The following is a 16,903-nucleotide window of genomic DNA, read 5'->3' as shown; positions in this document are numbered from 1 at the left end:
GATGCCGATATTCGTTGATCTCTCGGGCCGGGCCGCCGGACGGTGGATGCTGCGGCTGCGTGGGCTGGTGGTCGCCGCCGTCATCCTGGTGGTCGCCGTGGTCACCACGCAGTACGCGCAGGGAAAGTTCGCGGACCGGTTCACGCTCACCATCGATGCGGCCACCCTCGGCGAGGGACTCGCGCCGGGCGCGGAGGTGAAGTTCCGCGGCTTCGCGATCGGCACGGTGCGCACGGTGCAGACCGTCGACTACGGGCACCAGCGCATCGAGCTGGCGCTGGATCGGCACCAGGCCGGTGCGCTGACCGATGACGTGTCGGCGCGGTTCACCTCGTCGAACATCTTCGGCTCCAGCGCCATCGAATTGGTGAACACCGGCAAGGGCGGGCGGCTGCCGGAGAACACCACGCTGTTCATCGGCGCCAACGCGTCCAACGCGACGGTGTCGAGTGTGTTCCGCCGGGCAGCGCGACTGACCCAGGTGCTCGATTCCGACACCGTGCGCGCGCTGTTCGATCTGCTGCTGGACAACACCGCGTCGATGGGCCCGGCGGTGCGGTCGTTCTTCGCCACCGCCCGGGTGCTGGCCATGAATCAGCGTGCGCCGCTGGGGCATTACCTGGATATCGGCGCCGACGTCGGTGCGGGCGTCGCGCAGACCACGTCACCCGTGGTCGACGTGATCCTCGGCGTGCTGGACAACAGCGAGTACTTCGGCAGCCTCGAAAACCGCGAGCGGACAGAGCATTCGCTGGCCGGCCTGGACACCGAACTGCTGCTGCCGGTCACCGATCTGCTGCGCCGGAACAACCCGGATCTGGCCGTCACGATCGGCGGCGTCCTGGATCTGGTGGTGCCGATCAGCGCGTCGATCGGCACGGTCGCCCCCGCGTACAACCGGCTGCCCGCCTTGCTCGCCCGGATCGACAGCGCGTTCCCGATGGTCGACGGCCGGGTGCAGCTGCAGCTGGAGGTGATCGTGAAAAACATGCCCTACCTCGCCGATTCGATCATCGGGGTGCCGCGATGAACAGTGTGACCGCCGCGGCGGTGAAGCTCGGAGTGTTCGTCGCGATCGTCGCGGTGTGCTCGGCTTTCATTGTGGCCGCGCTGAATACGCCGGTGCCCGAGGACAAGGTCTCCTATGACGCTGTCTTCACCGATATCTCGGGGCTGTACGCCGGGGACGTGGTGCGCATGTCGGGCGTGGCCGTCGGGAAGGTCGACAGCGTCGAACTGGACGGCAAGCACGCACGCGTTCGGTTCACCGTGGACCGCCAGCGTCCCCTCTACGACAACACCGAAGCCGCTGTGCGCTACCAGGATCTGATCGGGCAGCGCTACATCGAAGTGATGACCGCGAAACCGGGCGGCGGACGGCTCGCACCCGGGGGCACTATTCCGGTGCAGCGCACCATCCCGAGTTTCGATGTGTCCACTCTGTTCAACGGTTTCAAGCCGCTGTTCGACACGCTGGATACCGCACAGCTCAACCAGTTCGGCACGAACATCCTGCGGGTGCTGCAGGGCGACGGCAGCGGCATCGGTCCCGCGCTGGCCGATCTCGACCGGCTCACCAAGCATGCCAAGAGCAGCGAGGCGGTGGTGGTGCTGCTGATCAACAACCTCGGCGCGATCTCCCGCTCGATCGGCGGAAAGTCCGCGGCGGTAGGCGATCTCGTCAAGCAGCTCAATGGCGTGCTCAACCAGTTCGGCAGCCGGACCACGATGATCGTCAACGCGGTCGAGCAGGCGAATCGCACGCTGGTGCCGCTCATTCCGCTGCTCGAAGAACTGCAAGGCGCCTACGACGACAGCTACCTGCCGTTGGACGGGCTGCTGCGCAGGTTGCTGCCGCAGACCGATCAGCTGGTCGAAATCCTGTCCCTGGTGCCGTCGTTGATCGCCGGGCTGAACCAGAACGTCCCCGCGAGCGGCACCGCGAAGACGTACTCCTGTGCCGGGGGCGAGCTCGGGCTACCGGGCATCGGCGATGTCGTGCTCGGCAATCAGAAGCTGGTGGTGTGCAAATGACCGGTGCGGCAAGGCAACTCGTCGGGCTGCCGTGGCGGCTGTTCGGCGAGGTCAGACAGTTACGCGCGGAGAAGTCGGACTCCTGGTCGCAGATGCGGTGGGGGATAGCCGGTGTGCTGGTGAGCGTGCTCGGTCTGCTCGCCGCCGCGGTGCTGTACGTGGTGCCCTTCGGCGAGCAGTCCTACACGGCGGACTTCCGCAACTCGGGCGGCGCCCGGACCGGCGACGAGGTGCGGATCGCGGGCATCAAAGTCGGCCAGGTCCGCTCGGTGGAGCTGGTCGGTGACCACGTGGAGGTGCGCTTCGGCGTGGATCGCGAGGTCCGGGTCGGCGACGCCTCGTCGGTGGCGGTGAAGATGCTGACGCCGATCGGCGGGCACTACCTGTCGCTCGCTCCGCAGGGGGAGCGAGCGCTGGGTAGCAAGCACATTCCGCCGGAACGGACCACCACCCCGTTCGAACTGACCGACATCATCGACGTCGCCACCCCGGTGCTCAGCCAGGTCGACGGAACCACCTTGCGCAGCACCATCGCCGAGGTGAACGCGGCGCTGGCCGGTCAGCCCGACGCGGTGCGCTCGATCATCGGCAACTTCAACGACCTGACCGGCGTGCTGGCCGAGCGGTCGACCCAGCTGGACTCCGCGGTGCAAGTGTCCGACGAATTCATCGGCGCGATCGCGACCGACCGGGCGGTGCTCGCCGACTTCGTGCGCGAACTCGGCGGCGTCGCCGTGGTGCTCGGCCAGCGCAGGGGCGAGGTCGTCCAGGTCTTCGAGCTGTTGAAGCGGTTCTTCGCGGTGCTGCACCGGCCGGTGATGGCCTACGGCGACTCGATCGAACCGTCGGTCGCCGAATTCGAGGAGCTGTTCAACAAACTCGTGCAGGATCCCGGCCGGCTCGACACGGTCATCGCGGGGATCAAGGACTTCATCGGGAAGATCTCGGCGATGCTCGGCGTGGACGGCGTGACCATCGACCAGTCCGCCAGCGTGATACGCGGTCCGGCGCTGTGCATTCCGTTCGAGGGGAGGGCTTGCTGATGCGTGCATGGGCGAGAGCGGGCGTGGTCATCGGCGCACTGCTGGTCACCGTCGCGGTGGTGGTCGGCGTGAGCGGCGCGTCCTGGTTGGAACGGGTGCAGCCGGCCAAGCAGCGTCTGTGTGCCGAATTCACCGACACCGTCGGGCTTTACGAGGGCAACAGCGTCACGATGCTGGGCGTGGAGGTCGGCACCGTCTCCGGCATCGAAGCGCTCGGCGATCGGATGCGGGTGACCATGACGATCGACGGCAAGCTGACGTTGCCCGCCGACATCGAGGCCGTCACCATGTCGAGCTCCATCGTCACCGACCGGCGCGTCGAGCTCACCAAGACATACACCGGCGGCCCGAAATTCGATACCGCACAGTGCGTTTCATTGGCGCGCACCAAGACACCGGTCGGCATCAGCGAGGCACTCGACGCGCTGGGCAAGCTGTCCGGTGACCTGCTCGGCGCGCAGCAGTCACCGACACCGGGCGCACCGTCGGACACGCTGCTCGACGACACCCTCACCGGCGCGGTCCGCACGCTCGACGGCACCGGCCCGCAGTGGAATTCGCTGCTGCAGCGCCTGTCCCAGGTGATCGGCGATCCGGCCGACCGGGACGTGGTGATCCGCAAGCTCGTCGACAACCTCGACCTGCTCACCACGATGTTCATCACCAACTGGCCGGATATGCAAGCGCTGCTGGACAACCTGAACAACGGCATCGATCTGGTCCACGGTTTCTCCGCGGAACTGTCCAGGGCGGTGGATCTCGCGCTCGAGTTCCTGCCGGTGATCGCCCGCAATGTCGGCAAGTACGACCAGCAGTCCTTCGAATTCCTGGATCGGATCGTGCCGGAGGTGCATCGCTACGCGGTGCTGGCGGGCAGCATCGTGGATCTGCTGGTGCAGTTGCCGCCGCTGGCAGGGCGGCTGGCCCAGGTGTACGACCCGGCCACGGGTGCGGTGCGGGTGAATTACCGTCCGCCGCACTACGAGTCGGCCGACGGTAGCCAGCCCGGTCTGGTCCGGGTGATCCTCGGCTCGCTGGGGGCGCCATGAAGCGGCTGATTCCGGTGCTCGCAGCGGTGGTTCTGGTGCTGACCGGCTGTGGCGTGCGCGCGACCGACGTACCGATTCCCGGCACGTATCTGGCGGGCGACACCTTCTCGATCCGCATCGAATTCGGCTCGGTGCTCAACCTGCCGGACCGGGCCAAGATCATCGCCGAGGGCGTCGAGGTCGGCATGCTCGACAAGATCGAGCTGATCGGCGATACCGCCGTCGCCACGGTCGACCTGAAAGCCGATGTGCGACTACCCAAGTCGACCACCGCGGAACTGCGGCAGAGCACCATCCTCGGTGACATCCACATCGCGTTGCAGGCACCGTCGAACGCCGGTCCGCCGTTCCTGGTGAACGGTGATGTCATCCCGCGCAGCCGCACGGTGCCCGCCGCCAATGTGGAGGACATCCTGCGGGCGATGTCGAACATCGTCACCGGCGGCCGCTTCGGTGAGATGCAGGAGCTCGTCGCCAGCGTCAACGCGGCCTTCCCGACCGACCCGGCGGATCTGTCCCGCATCCTGACCGGTGGCCGGAACGCGCTGCACGACCTCGCCACGCACACCAGCGAACTCGATCGGATCCTGGCCGCCGCCGCCAGCGTGACGACGACACTGGAGGCGAACAAGGACAACGTCGACCGCACCCTCACCCTCGGGCCCGGCCGCGCCGCCGGCCTGTCGGAGGTGCTGTTCGGCTTGGTCCAGCTGATCATCGACGGCGGCGAATTGGCCGTGTACGTGGGCGATCTCGCGCTGCCGCTGCGCGGCGACCTGCACGACATCATCAGCATTCTGGCACCGGCGGCCCGCACCATCGGCAGCGCCGACACCACGGTGCCGATGAACGCCGCCGCGATGAACCGGTTGTTGCGCGACAAGCTGATTCCGTTCTTCAGTGCGCCGCCCAACATCCGGGTGCAGCGGGTGACGCCCGAGGCGGTCGCGGCCGCCGCCTCGGCTCGCTCGGACGAGATGATCCAGGTGCTCCGGTCGATAGGAATGGTCCGATGAAGCTCTCCGGTCCGGTCTCGCTGGTGCTGCTGCTCGTGATGACCGTGGTGTGCGCGGCGTACATGGTTGTCGGCGTGCTCGACATCGACCCGCGCCGCAACACGAATACCGTGACGGTACTGATGGATTCGTCCGGCGGCCTGATGCAGACCTCCCACGTCGACCTGCGCGGCATGCAAATCGGCAAGGTGCGCGCCATCACCGCCACCGGCACCGGGCTCGCCGTGCGGATCGAGCTGGACGCGAAGTACCGGGTGCCGCTGGGCAGCGAGGTGCACGTCAGCAATCTGTCGGCGGCGGGCGAGCAGTTCATGGACTTCCGCCCGACCGGCACGGCGGGCCCGTACCTCACCGACGGCAGCGTCGTGCCCGCCCATCAGGTGCGCATCGCGACGACGGTCAGCGAGGCGCTGGCCAAGCTGGATGTGCTGAACGCGCAGATCGATCCGGTGAAGATCGAACAACTCGCCGCCATCCTGTCGCAGGGGTACGCGGGCCGGGAGCCGGAGATCGCCAACCTCACCCGGACGCTGACCATGACGGCACAGCTGCTGCACGACAAGCGCGACGCCATCACCCGGCTGTATCTGAACGGGCAGGACCTGGCCCAGAACTTCGACGGCTACGGACCGGTGATCGGTGGCTGGGCCGACGATTTCACCGACCTGCTGCCCGAGGTGGTGCACCTGATCGAGGCGTTTCGCGGCTATTCCTATGCGGGCGAACATGTCTGGGACGAGCCGATGGGGCCGCTGGTGCGCAAGATCGACCAGTACCTCACCACGCTCGGACCGGACCTGGCGCACATCGCCACCGCGTTGCGACCGGCCACGAGTGTGCTGAAACCCGTTCGGGTGGACGCCGGTTCGATCATCGACCTGCTGTCGGCGACCTTCCCGGAGCACGGGACCGCCCGAATCACGCTCGACATTCCGAAGTAGAGAGTTGAGGCCATCATGACCACGCCCGATTCCGCGGCCGAAACCGGCACCGAGGTGCCGGCGAAGGCTGCGCCAGAAGTGCAGCAGCGCAACACTATCGGTTACGTACTCGGCGGCCTGACCGTACTGCTCACGGTGCTCGGCATCGTGCTCGGCCTGTCCTGGCAGTCGGCCGCCGACGACCTCAGCGCGCTGCGGCAACAGAACGCCGACCGCGCGAAGGCCGCCGAGGTCGCCCAGGATTACACGCTGCGCTCGCTCACCTACGACCACAAGAACCTGCCCGCGTTCTTCGACGGCGTGCAGCGCGGCACCTCCGACGCGCTGCGCAAACGCTACGACGAGGTGCACGACACGCTGGCCAAGATCATGACCGAGGCACAGGTGGTGGCCACCGGGCAGGTGCTGGGCACCACGGTGGATGCCCAGGGCAACGACCAGTACTCGGTGACGGTGCTCGCCACCCAGAAGACGCAGAACATCCAGCAGCCGACGCCGGCCACGGTGCCCAACCTGCTGGTGGTGACCGTGGCCAAGAACGGCGGCGACTGGCAGGTGGTGGACTACGGCCCGAAGGGCGAGGCGCCGGGGCGTTGATAAGCTGACGCGCTAGCTGTCCTGGTTCCGTCGAGAGGGAGTGCTGTGCCGGACCAGTCCCGCGCGGCCCGCCGTGGTCGGCCGCCGCTTGCCGGTCTGCCGGAACGGCGCAGACAGCAGATCATCGAGTCGGCCTACGCCGTGTTCGCCGAACGCGGCTACGAAGCGACCGCGATCTCCGATGTGGCCGCGCATGCCGGCATCGGGCAGGGCACGGTGTACCGGTACTTCGCGAGTAAACGCGAAATCCTCGACCACGTGGTCGATTTCGGGGTCGAGAAGCTCGTCGAGGTGTTGCAGCCGCAGACCCTGCTGAGCCGTCCGACGTCGGCCGCGGAGATGCTCGCCGGTGTCCGGGCGGCCATCGCGCGGTTGTACGCGATGCTGGAGCACGACCCGAACTTCGTCCGGCTGGTGCTCGTCGAGGCCGGCGCCATCGACAAGGAGCTCAGCGACCGGCTGCTCGGCCTGGAGATGCTCGTCAGTACCTTTGTGGCGCAAGAACTTCGGCGCGGTGTCGCGGCGGGCTGGATCCGGGCCGACATCGACGTCGAGGTGACCGCGCACACCACCCTGACCCTGGTGGTGCCCGGGGTGTTGCAGGAGATGCGCGGCGACAACACGCCACAGGCGCGGGAACGGGCCACCGCCGGTGTGCTCACCGTGCTCGAAAAGGCCTTGCGGCCGCGGGCTCCCGTCGCAGACGGGTCGGCGCGGTGAATGCCGCGGATCGCAGCGCCAAACGCCGCGCCGAGCTCGTGTTCGCCGCGTACGAGCTGTTCGTTGACAAGGGGTATCGCACCGTCGTCGTCGCCGACATCGTGGCGCGGGCCGGCGTCAGTCACGGCACGTTCTACAACTACTTCACCAACAAGCGCGATGTGCTCGACGCCGTCATCGACCACTACTTCGCGTTGATCCGTGAGCGGGTCTTCGGCCGGGCGGTGACCGGGCAGCGTCCGCAGACGCTCGACGAATTCTGTGCGCTGTTCGGTCGGGTCGTCGATCACTGCTACGAGTTGGTCGCGGACGAGCCGGGTTTGGTGTCTTTCATTCTGCTCGAGGCGACTTCGATCGATGATCAGGTGGCGGAGCGTTCGATCCGTAACCTGACCGTGTACGGCGACGAGGCCACCTCCCGGCTCAAGAAGGGGATGGCACTCGGGTATCTGGATCCTGAGCTCGACCCGCGGTTGACCGGAGAGATCCTGCTGTCGATTCTGTTGTCCGCCTTGTTGTCCGCGCTTCGGGCCGGTGCCGACGGGCTGGACCAGAAACGGGTCCGCAACGACCTCGTCGCGTTCGTCCGTGCGGTGCTCGAGCCCTGACAGTGCTTTTTACTGGCGGCCGAAGCGGGCGATGGCTTCGAGGATCGTCGTCAACATTTCGGGGCTGCCGGTGTGGCCGGATTCGTCGATGACGTGCAATTCGGCGTCGGGCCAGGCCTGTGCCAGCTGCCAGGCGGTCTGCAAGGGGCTGCCGAGATCCAGGCGTCCGTGGATCAGTACGCCGGGGATGCCCGCGAGTTTGTGTGCGTCGGCGAGTAGTTGTCCGTCCGGCAGCCAGGCGTCATTGGCGAAGTAGTGCGTGCAGATCCGGACGAAGGCGAGCAGTGCCGCGTCGGGTTTGTTGCTGTATTGGCCGGGGTTGCCCTGAGTTTCGTGCGCGATGACGGCGTCCTCCCATGCGCACCAGTCACGGGCCGCCGTCGCGCGCACCGCCGGATCGGGGTTGTTCATCAAACGGTTGTATGCGGCAACGAGATTCCCGTCGCGCTCGGCTTCCGGCAGTGCGTTGCGGAACGTCTCCCATGGGCCCGGCAGGAAGCGGGCGACCCCGCGGTAGAGCCATTCCGTCTCTTCCGGCCGAGTCATCGTGACTCCGACCAGCACGATCTCCGAGACCCGCTCGGGAAACCGTTCGGCGTAGGCGAGAATCAGTGTCGACCCCCAAGATCCGCCGTACAGCAGCCACTTCTCGATACCGAGGTGCACCCGCAGCCGCTCCATATCGGCGATCAGGTGCTCAGTGGTGTTGTGCGACATATCGACTGTGGGATCCGAGGCATGCGGCAAGCTCTCACCGCAGCCGCGCTGGTCGAACAGTACGGTGCGATAGATCTGGGGATCGAAGTTCTTACGAGAACCCCGGCGACCCCCGCTACCCGGCCCGCCGTGCACCACCAAGGCGGGCTTTCCGTCGGGATTACCGCTGGTCTCCCAGTAGATCCGGTTACCGTCCCCGACGTCCAACAACCCGTGCGCGTAAGGGTCGTTCTCAGGAAACGGTTGCTGCCCAACATTTCCCGGCCGGCTCACGCTCATCGGTAAACCCCTCCTCGACGACCGGCCCGACGCAGATATTCTCCGAGCGTAGTCACCTCGGCCGACCATGATCGACGGGACGTGGTGGCGCGGACACACGCGGATTCGAGCGGTGGATGCAACACCTCTGATCAGGAGTGTCGATGAATCATCTGCCGTTGCAGTCGGTTGTGCGTAGTTTCTGGGATCTTGTGGGTGCGGGTGTTCCGGTCGAGTGTGTGGTGTGCCGGGAGGCTCGGCGCGGCGGTTGCTGGGCGCGACCGGTGGGCTGCGTCCGGAGTTCCCGGCGCCGGGGCCGCGGTGGCGGCCGAGGTTGAGTTCCGCTGAGCGGGAGGAGATCGCGGACTGGGAATCGTCAACCTGATCGCCCGGAGTACCGGTCGTGCGCCCTCGACGGTGATGCGTGAGATCGCCAAGGACGGGGCGTGCGTGGGAAACGGGCCGTTACCGGTGTCGGTATTGCTTCGGTGCCGACCCGGGCGGCTCTTACGCGGGTATCGCCTACCGGCCGAGTCTGGCCGAGGCCGCAGCGAGCGGCGTGCACGCGGTGGGAAGCCGGCGGGTAACTTGCTGCTGCGTGAGCGGGTGCAGGATCGGTTGACCGACAAGCTCAGTCCCGAATGGATCACCGGCTGGCTGGGCTTGACCTACCCGCACCGATCGGAGATGTGAGCGTCGCACGAGACGATCTACAAGGCGCTCTACGTCCAGAGCCGCGGGGAGTTGCGCCGCGAACTCCACACCGCGTTGCGCACCGGGCGCGCCCTGCGCAAGCCCCGGACCGACCGCGAAACGTGCCCTGCGTGAGGGACACTCACCGGCATGGTGGTGATCAGCGACCGCCCGTTTGGGGCCACCGGCCGCGCCGTGCCCGGCCATTGGGAAGGCGATCTGATCATCGGCGCCGACCAGTGATCTCAGAACGGCACCCTCGTCGAACGCGCCACCGGGTTCGTGATACTGCTGCACCTGCCCACCGTGATGCCCCACTCGGCAGGTAGCTGCTCACCCCGCAGGACATAGCGGCGGCGAACCGCACACTTTGGGGCCATTGGGTCCCGTTGATCATGAACGGAGCGCCAGAGGGTACGCGCAAGGCCGCCTTCATCTTTCGACGTAGGCGGCCTCGCGATTGACGATCTCTGGCCTGGCGTTGGAACCTCCGGCCTCCAAGGCCTTTCGGTTACCAACCGTCCGCACCGGCGGCGAACTCGGCAGAGACTAAACCCGACGACGCGTCTTCAGAAGATCGAGGCGCTCCTTCAGCAGCTCCTCCAACTCTTCCTTACTACGCCGCTCCAGCAGCATGTCCCAGTGGGTGCGCGGAGGCTTGACCTTCTTGGTCTCGACGGTGGTGCCTTCGATCAGCATGCCTTCCTGACCGTTGCGGCACAGCCACGTCGGGGGGATTTCGGCGTCGTCGGCGAACGGGACGTCGAATTCTTCACCGTTGTCGGTGCGGTACCGGGCGATCCGACGCGGAGCCAGGTCGTGGTCGCGATCGGTCTCGTAGCTCACCGCTCCGAGCCGACTGCCCCGGAGTACGCGATCTGCCATGGTGTGCCTCTCCCTGTGTGCTCGAGTCTTGTTGCTGCGACCGTACGAGCGTCTGGTGCTCGCTGGACCTTATGTGCAACGAACGGGCCTGCGCCGATAGTTCCCGACGGGCCACGGAACCGTTCCATTGTAGTGCCATCGGCGTGCCGACCTCGCCACGCCCGCCATCCGGCGGTTCAAGGGGGTCGTTGAGCGGCTGAGAGCGGTCGAAGCATTAAGGTTCTGCGTCATGTCGAGCCGCTTGTTGTCCTGCCTGACTTGCCGCTAGGGGGTGTGTTCCATCTCTGATCGTCGTCACTCTCGCCAACTGTCCTGCCTGTGGTGTGGGCGAGAGATCGTGGAGTCGGAGGCCGGGCGTCGCCGCCGGTACTGCCGCCAGTCCTGTCGTCAACGTGCCTACGAACACCGCAACAGCCTCAAGGGCACAGGAATCCCCGACGATTCCGTCGTCCTGAGCGCCCAAGAGGCCGCCGACCTGGCCGACCGCTGGTTCGCCGCCCGCTGCGCCGCCGAAGACGTCGCCATCGCCATCGAAGAGAACGCCAGCCCCGAAGAACTGGCAACCCTCGGCAAAACCCTCCTCGAACTAACCCGCGACGCTGAGCGGTTGCGTTGACCTGCGACGCCTTAGGGCGGTGCTGGCTGTCCGCCGAAAGCCGGTGCTGACCTCCGACGGTGAGCCCCGACCGTCGACGGCGAGCGCCTGCGTTGACCGATGCCGCCGAAGGGCAGTGCTGGTCGGCCACGGAAAGCCTGTGCTGACCTGTGACGCTGTACGCCTGCGTTGACGCGCGACGCTGTACGCCTGCACTGACCTGCGGCGGGCTGGGCTCGCCGGCAACGCGACGCCCACGTCGACCGGGCCCGCACCCGCTGACTTGACGTAGGTTCCGTGCTCCTGACTGTTGCTGCAGCTTGCGTCAAGAGCGCGGAACTTACGTCAGGTGGGGATGGCTCGGGTTTGCGGTCGAGCCTGCGGTCGGCTAGATGCGAGCACGGGGGGTATGGGTTGCCAACGGCGGGGTCAGTGGGAGCGGCATGGTGCCCGCAGCGGGATCGTCCGCATCGGGATGCGTGTTGGTGCGCGCTCGCCAGTAGACGGCGCCGAGGAGTAGGGCCACTCCCGCTGAGAGGCCGGCGAACGAAGCCAGGGTGGTTGCGTCTGGGTGGATGAGGGGCTGGGCGCGCATTGCCTGGGTGAAGACGATGGCGAGTAGGCCGGTGTAGCCGAGGGCGAGCACGCCGACTACTGCTGCTCTGGTGCGTTCGGCGCGCAGCCAGGGGTAGCGGGGGGCCAGCCAGGCCAGCACGATGACGGTTAGTAGCAGGATCTGGATGCCGTGTAGGCCGACGAAGTGTGGGACGCGGAGGTCGCCGCCGATGGTGCTCCAGTTGGTGATCGGCATGCCTGGTGCGGCGTCGCGGGGGGAGAGGTCGCGGCTGGCGGGGTCGATGACGGTGTGGCCTGCGATCAGTTCGACTACCTTGCCGTCGGTGTCACGCACCAGCTGCTTGCCGGTGTATCCCATCAGATAGCCCATGGCCATGCCTGCGACGGCGAGGGCCAGCCCGAAGTGGATCGCGCGGGCGGTCGGCCGGTCCACCAGGCGCTGCCACGACAGGATCACCACGATGACCAGGTTCGCGAGGAAGAGCCCCGGCACACCGGACATGAAGATGCGCTGACCGATCTCATTGACGGGATCGGTGTCGAAGTTGTTGAAATGACTGAACGTTCCGCGCGCCGCCTGCACAGCGATGAAGCCGACGTCGAGGACGCCGGCCACCGCGAACGTTGTGCCCAGCCACCAGGTCGCGCGACTTCCCTTGTGCGGCAACGACAGCAACCACGCCAGCGTGAGACCGTAAAGGGCGAAAGCGAAACCGAACTTCAACGGCTTCAACCAGACCGACTCGCCGAGCAGCATCCGGTCGTCGACGAGCAACCCCACCAGCGAGGTGACGGTCAGCGCGGTCATGACCAGCACCATCCAGGTCAGCGGCCGATGCAGGCGGGCAACGGAACCGATGCGGCGTCGATGCCGCACCTGCGCCGACCGGTCGGCGAGCGCGGCGGAATGTGATGTGGGCATGCATCGAAGGTAGGAATCGACACCCTCGGAACACGTCCCGCCGCAGCACTATTCGCGTCTAGTACCGGGGTACTGAGTTGGGTGACAACCCCCGGTGCCGTGGGATGAGCGTGCCGCTCTCCTGCGGCAAGCCGAGACCGCGGCCGGACGCTTCTCCGCCCGGCCGCGTAAAACTCAGACGGCGGGCAGGCTGGCGTCGGGGAACGAGTGGTGTTCGTGCGCGACGATCCACCGCTCGTTTTCCTTGCGCAGGCCGAGGGTGAGGCGAAGGCGTCGGCCCGGGTCCTTGGCGAAGTCCTCGGCCGTGCCGCACAGCAGCAGGGCGTGGGCGAATGCGACGTCGGCGCCTGCCGTGACGTCCAGGGAGACGATCTCGAACGTCGCCCCCTGCGCCTGCCACTCGAAGAAGTGGGGCCAGGCCGCCTGGTAGGCGTCGATGCCGCGCAGACCCTCGTCCGGCGGCGGCACATCGAACATGACGATGTCGGGGGCGTGATCGGCGAGAACGGCGGCCAGGTCGCCCGCGTGTACGGCGGCAGCCCACCGCTCGATCAGAACCCGGATCGTCTTCTCGTCGTCCGACATCGTTCATCGTCCCTTCATACGGCGCCTCACCAGTCCGTTCGGCATGCAGTGAGCCTGCCGAAAAGACGCATGGGGCGCAATGGATTCCGTGTCTTATGTGAGATATCCCGACCTCTACGGGCCGATTTTCGCTGCTAGGCGCGGTGACGAAGGTCCATTCGGGACCTGCGGGGGCTGGATCGCCGCGTTGTCATGCGACCGTCCGGCCCCCGGATGAGTCTGTCCGGACTACGGCACCAGGCCTAGCGGACGGCAGCAGGCTCGAGCATTCGCGCCCGTATCCCGACGTCCGGATTTTGACATCGCCCTAGCGGACGGCAACAGGCGCGAGCGTCGAGCGTTCGCGCCCGTATCCGACGTCCGGAGTTCGACACCGCCCTAGCGGACGGCAACAGGCGCGAGCGTCGAGCGTTTGCGCCCATATCCGAGGTAAACCGCGACACCAACCAGCACCCACACCGCGAACCGCACCCAGGTCAACCCGTCCAACGTGGTCGCCAGCAACACACACCCAACCAGCGCCAGCACCGGAACCACCGGCACGAACGGAGTGCGGAACGGCCGCTCCCGCTCGGGCTCCGCCTTCCGCAACACCAGCACCCCGATGCACACCACCGCGAACGCGGACAGCGCCCCGATATTCACCAGCTCCACCACGATGTCGATGGGCAGCAGCCCGGCGATCGCCGCACACACCGTGCCGAGCAGCAACGTCAGCCGCACGGGCGTGGACCGCTTGCCGGTCTGCGCCAACCCGAAGGGCAGCAACCGATCTCGGCACATCGCGAAACCCAGCCGTACCTGCGCATACACGATCATCAGCAGACCCTTGGTCAACGCGATGATCGAGGCGATCACGATGACGTTGCCGATCCAGCCGATCTTCAACCCGTCGAATGCGGTAGCGATCGGCGCCCCGTTGTTCAGCGTCGCGAACGGCGCCATACCGGTGAGCACGGCGCTGACCAGGGCATAGAGCACGGTCGCGATGAGCACCGTGCCGATGATGGCGAACGGAATATCCCGGCGCGGGTTGCGCGCCTCCTCCGCCGAGGCGGCGACGACATCGAAGCCGAGGAACGCGAAGAACGCGATCGCCGCACCCCCGATGATGCCGCTGACACCGAACGGCGCGAAGGGCGTCCAGTTCTGCACGTCGATGTGCGGCGCACCGACCGCGACCACCAGCACCAGCACGCCGATCGTCACGCCGACCAGCACCTTGGTGATCCGCGCGGTCAGCGACACCTCGCCGACCAGCACCGCGACGATCGCCCCGATGATCAGCATCGCGGGCAGGTTCACGATCCCGCCCTCGGTCGGCCCCGCCGCGATGGCCTTCGGAATGGTGATGCCGAACAACGAATCCAGCGCCGACACCGTGGTCCCGGACCAGCCGATCGCCACCGCGGCTCCGGCAATCACGAACTCCAGCAACAGATTCCAGCCGACCAGGAACGCGGGCCCCTCGCCGAGCGTGGCATAGGTGTAGGTGTAGGCACTGCCGGACACCGGCACCATCGCCGCCAGCTCGCTGTAGCAGAGCGCGACCAGCACACACACCGTGCCGGCCAGCACGAACGACAGCACGATCGAGGGCCCGGCCTTCTCCGCGGCGGCCACACCGGTGATCACGAAGATGCCCGCGCCGACAATGGTGCCGACACCCATCGCCGTGAGGTCGATGCGGCCGAGCCTGCGCGCCAGCGTGGGCGCTCCATCGGACATCGCGGTGTCGGGCAAACGGCGGCGCCATCGCTGAGCGGCTGGGGTGGTCATGACTCCCTTACGAACTCGTCCAGAGGTCCCGCCTGAGCGCCGAACCGACAGACCATTCTCGTAGGAGTGCGTGCGCCGCCGTCAACTGGGGGTCTGCTACCTGCACAAACGCACACCTATTGATTCTCCGCACACCGAATCGCATGCGAAACCGTGTGCGGGAAATCAGTGGGTGTGCGGTGGCGAGGTTCAGCAGCCGGGGCCGCGAAACGTGGGGAAGTTGGCGGGCGTGCTGTGGCGGTTCAGCTCCTGAATCGCCTGCGAAACGTTTGCCGGGAATCGTTGGGTGGGCGGTATCGGACTGGGCCGCCGGGTCGCCTTCGAAACATGTGCCGGGAATCAGCTGGTATGTGTATCGGGTTGGGCCGCCGGGTCATCTGCGAAACGTGCGCCGGAATCGGGGGGGGGGTATCGGGCTGGGCCGGCTGATCGCCTGCGAAACGTGCGCCGGAATCAGCGGGTGTGCGGTACCGGACTGGGCCAGCTGATCGCCTGCGAAACGGACGGGGAAGCGAAACGGGTGGGCAATCGAGGTCTGTGCGGTGTCGGGTCGAGGCGACTGGCAGCAGAATCGAGTGGGGTGCGGTTCTGAAGTGCTTGCTGTACGGAGGACTGGCGCCCGCGTCGCGGATTCCGCCATCACCCAGGCGGCTGGTTTCTCTTCCGGTTACCGCCAGCGGGCAGCAGTACTGCCCGCCGACGTCGGCCTCAGTGCACGAAATCAGCCCCGCGCGTCAGCTGCTGGACGACGCCGCGAACGGTGTCGCAACCGGCGCGGCGGCCGGTCGAGACGGATGCGTCCACAACCCCTTGCGCTCGAGAATCGGCAACACCCCCTCACCGAACCAGTACGCCTCCTCCAGATGCGGATACCCGGACAGAATGAAGTGGCTGATCCCCAACTTCGAGTACTCCACCAGCCGCTCGGCAACCTCGGCGTGCGAGCCGACCAGCGCCGTACCCGCCCCACCACGCACCAGCCCGACCCCGGCCCACAGGTTAGGTGCGATCTCCAGCCGATCGGTGGCACCCCCGTGCAACTCGGACATCCGACGCTGCCCCTCCGACTCGCTGCGCGCCAGGCTCGCCTGCACCCGCTCGATATCGGCCGGATCGATGCCTTGCAGCAGCCGATCTGCTTCGGCCCACGCCTCTTCCGAGGTATCGCGGCTGATCACGTGGATGCGCAGACCGTAGTCGAGAATGCGCCCCTGATCGACGGCGAGACGCCGGATCCACTCCAGCTTCCTGCTCACCGCGAGCAGCGGCTCACCCCAAGTGAGATAGGTGTCGGCGTAGCGGGCCGCGACCGGACCGGCCGGCGCGGAGGACCCACCGAAGAACACCGGCGGAATGGGATCGGGCCGGTTGCTCAGTAGCGCGTCGCGGACGTGAATGTGCTCGCCCTCGAAGGTGATCGGCTCCTGCGAGCGCCACAGCTCACGTACCACATGCAGGAACTCGCCGGTGCGGGTGTAGCGCTGTTCCTTGTCCAGGAAGTCGCCGTAGGCCTGCTGTTCGTGCGGCTCGCCGCCGGTGACGACGTTCAGCAGCAACCTGCCCTGCGAATGCCGCTGGAAGGTGCCCGCCATCTGCGCGGCCAGCGTCGGGCTGACCAAGCCGGGGCGCAGCGCGACCAGGAACTTCAGCGTCTCGGTGGTGTCCACCATCATCGCCGTGGTGAGCCACGCGTCCTCGCACCAGGCGCCGGTCGGGGTGAGAACGGCCTCGAAGCCGTTGTCCTCGGCGGCGGCCCCGATCTGGTTCAGGTAGCGCAGGGTTGCGGGGCGGTCGCCGGACATGAAGGTGCCGTGCCCGCCGGCGACCAGGCCGCGCGAATCACCGTAGGTGGGCAGGAACCAATGGAACGACAAACTCATGGAGC

The 16,903-nt window shown here is 66.9% G+C and carries 16 protein-coding genes; 10 read left to right on the top strand and 6 right to left on the bottom strand.

Annotation, left to right across the window (positions count from 1 at the left end; translation table 11 throughout):
* Window position 1: 1 nt before the first annotated feature.
* The 9 genes from IBX18_RS22875 to IBX18_RS22835 are packed head-to-tail and all read left to right on the top strand — an operon-like array spanning window position 2 to window position 8,008.
* Window positions 2–1,030, top strand: a complete 1,029-nt coding sequence (locus IBX18_RS22875) for an MlaD family protein (RefSeq protein WP_194835623.1) — start codon at window positions 2–4, stop codon at window positions 1,028–1,030.
* Window positions 1,027–2,034, top strand: a complete 1,008-nt coding sequence (locus IBX18_RS22870) for an MlaD family protein (protein WP_194835622.1) — start codon at window positions 1,027–1,029, stop codon at window positions 2,032–2,034. Before IBX18_RS22875 ends, IBX18_RS22870 begins: the two co-directional genes overlap by 4 nt.
* Complete coding sequence (locus IBX18_RS22865) at window positions 2,031–3,077, top strand: MlaD family protein (protein ID WP_194835621.1); 1,047 nt, start codon at window positions 2,031–2,033, stop codon at window positions 3,075–3,077. The genes IBX18_RS22870 and IBX18_RS22865 overlap by 4 nt, the downstream gene beginning before the upstream one ends.
* A complete protein-coding gene (locus tag IBX18_RS22860; RefSeq protein ID WP_194835620.1) occupies window positions 3,077–4,126 on the top strand; it encodes an MCE family protein in 1,050 nt (349 codons plus the stop codon). The genes IBX18_RS22865 and IBX18_RS22860 overlap by 1 nt, the downstream gene beginning before the upstream one ends.
* Window positions 4,123–5,142 (top strand): MlaD family protein, encoded by a 1,020-nt coding sequence (locus tag IBX18_RS22855; RefSeq protein WP_194835619.1) that lies wholly within the window; start codon window positions 4,123–4,125, stop codon window positions 5,140–5,142. The genes IBX18_RS22860 and IBX18_RS22855 overlap by 4 nt, the downstream gene beginning before the upstream one ends.
* Window positions 5,139–6,083, top strand: coding sequence for an MlaD family protein (locus IBX18_RS22850; RefSeq protein WP_194835618.1), 945 nt, complete (start codon window positions 5,139–5,141; stop codon window positions 6,081–6,083). The genes IBX18_RS22855 and IBX18_RS22850 overlap by 4 nt, the downstream gene beginning before the upstream one ends.
* Before the next feature lie 15 nt (window positions 6,084–6,098).
* A complete protein-coding gene (locus IBX18_RS22845; protein WP_194835617.1) occupies window positions 6,099–6,680 on the top strand; it encodes a hypothetical protein in 582 nt (193 codons plus the stop codon).
* 45 nt (window positions 6,681–6,725) lie between these two features.
* On the top strand, window positions 6,726–7,400 hold the full coding sequence (locus IBX18_RS22840) for a TetR/AcrR family transcriptional regulator (RefSeq protein ID WP_194835616.1): 675 nt from the start codon (window positions 6,726–6,728) through the stop codon (window positions 7,398–7,400).
* The gene (locus IBX18_RS22835; RefSeq protein WP_194835615.1) at window positions 7,397–8,008 is read left to right on the top strand and encodes a TetR/AcrR family transcriptional regulator; all 612 of its coding nucleotides are present in this window, start codon (window positions 7,397–7,399) and stop codon (window positions 8,006–8,008) included. Before IBX18_RS22840 ends, IBX18_RS22835 begins: the two co-directional genes overlap by 4 nt.
* Window positions 8,009–8,017: 9 nt before the next feature.
* Here IBX18_RS22835 and pip read toward each other — a convergent pair whose 3' ends face one another.
* Together pip and IBX18_RS22825 are read right to left on the bottom strand one after the other, a co-directional pair.
* On the bottom strand, window positions 8,018–9,004 hold the full coding sequence (gene pip, locus IBX18_RS22830; RefSeq protein WP_194835614.1) for a prolyl aminopeptidase: 987 nt from the start codon (window positions 9,002–9,004) through the stop codon (window positions 8,018–8,020).
* 1,221 nt (window positions 9,005–10,225) lie between these two features.
* Window positions 10,226–10,561, bottom strand: coding sequence for an RNA polymerase-binding protein RbpA (locus IBX18_RS22825; protein WP_040731279.1), 336 nt, complete (start codon window positions 10,559–10,561; stop codon window positions 10,226–10,228).
* Between the two features lie 280 nt (window positions 10,562–10,841).
* Between IBX18_RS22825 and IBX18_RS22820 the strand changes: the two genes are divergently transcribed.
* The gene (locus tag IBX18_RS22820; RefSeq protein ID WP_107660617.1) at window positions 10,842–11,177 is read left to right on the top strand and encodes a hypothetical protein; all 336 of its coding nucleotides are present in this window, start codon (window positions 10,842–10,844) and stop codon (window positions 11,175–11,177) included.
* Between the two features lie 367 nt (window positions 11,178–11,544).
* Here IBX18_RS22820 and IBX18_RS22815 read toward each other — a convergent pair whose 3' ends face one another.
* The 4 genes from IBX18_RS22815 to IBX18_RS22800 form a co-directional block, all read right to left on the bottom strand.
* On the bottom strand, window positions 11,545–12,654 hold the full coding sequence (locus IBX18_RS22815) for a hypothetical protein (RefSeq protein ID WP_306796367.1): 1,110 nt from the start codon (window positions 12,652–12,654) through the stop codon (window positions 11,545–11,547).
* Window positions 12,655–12,828: 174 nt separating this feature from the next.
* Window positions 12,829–13,239, bottom strand: a complete 411-nt coding sequence (locus IBX18_RS22810; RefSeq protein WP_194835613.1) for an SgcJ/EcaC family oxidoreductase — start codon at window positions 13,237–13,239, stop codon at window positions 12,829–12,831.
* Window positions 13,240–13,617: 378 nt separating this feature from the next.
* Window positions 13,618–15,018 (bottom strand): APC family permease, encoded by a 1,401-nt coding sequence (locus IBX18_RS22805; RefSeq protein WP_107657633.1) that lies wholly within the window; start codon window positions 15,016–15,018, stop codon window positions 13,618–13,620.
* 734 nt (window positions 15,019–15,752) lie between these two features.
* Complete coding sequence (locus IBX18_RS22800; RefSeq protein ID WP_194835612.1) at window positions 15,753–16,898, bottom strand: LLM class flavin-dependent oxidoreductase; 1,146 nt, start codon at window positions 16,896–16,898, stop codon at window positions 15,753–15,755.
* Window positions 16,899–16,903: the final 5 nt, after the last annotated feature.

The organism is Nocardia sp. XZ_19_369 (genome assembly GCF_015355715.1).
GTDB lineage: Bacteria > Actinomycetota > Actinomycetes > Mycobacteriales > Mycobacteriaceae > Nocardia.
Note: the sequence above shows the minus strand (reverse complement) of the source record. Positions and strands in the feature narration are given on the sequence as shown.

Coding starts and splice junctions, on each gene's coding strand:
- IBX18_RS22875 (WP_194835623.1), top strand. CDS start 2: ATGCCGATATTCGTTGATCTCTCGGGCCGGGCCGCCGGACGGTGGATG.
- IBX18_RS22870 (WP_194835622.1), top strand. CDS start 1,027: ATGAACAGTGTGACCGCCGCGGCGGTGAAGCTCGGAGTGTTCGTCGCG.
- IBX18_RS22865 (WP_194835621.1), top strand. CDS start 2,031: ATGACCGGTGCGGCAAGGCAACTCGTCGGGCTGCCGTGGCGGCTGTTC.
- IBX18_RS22860 (WP_194835620.1), top strand. CDS start 3,077: ATGCGTGCATGGGCGAGAGCGGGCGTGGTCATCGGCGCACTGCTGGTC.
- IBX18_RS22855 (WP_194835619.1), top strand. CDS start 4,123: ATGAAGCGGCTGATTCCGGTGCTCGCAGCGGTGGTTCTGGTGCTGACC.
- IBX18_RS22850 (WP_194835618.1), top strand. CDS start 5,139: ATGAAGCTCTCCGGTCCGGTCTCGCTGGTGCTGCTGCTCGTGATGACC.
- IBX18_RS22845 (WP_194835617.1), top strand. CDS start 6,099: ATGACCACGCCCGATTCCGCGGCCGAAACCGGCACCGAGGTGCCGGCG.
- pip (WP_194835614.1), bottom strand. CDS start 9,004: ATGAGCGTGAGCCGGCCGGGAAATGTTGGGCAGCAACCGTTTCCTGAG.
- IBX18_RS22825 (WP_040731279.1), bottom strand. CDS start 10,561: ATGGCAGATCGCGTACTCCGGGGCAGTCGGCTCGGAGCGGTGAGCTAC.
- IBX18_RS22815 (WP_306796367.1), bottom strand. CDS start 12,654: ATGCCCACATCACATTCCGCCGCGCTCGCCGACCGGTCGGCGCAGGTG.
- IBX18_RS22810 (WP_194835613.1), bottom strand. CDS start 13,239: ATGTCGGACGACGAGAAGACGATCCGGGTTCTGATCGAGCGGTGGGCT.
- IBX18_RS22805 (WP_107657633.1), bottom strand. CDS start 15,018: ATGACCACCCCAGCCGCTCAGCGATGGCGCCGCCGTTTGCCCGACACC.
- IBX18_RS22800 (WP_194835612.1), bottom strand. CDS start 16,898: ATGAGTTTGTCGTTCCATTGGTTCCTGCCCACCTACGGTGATTCGCGC.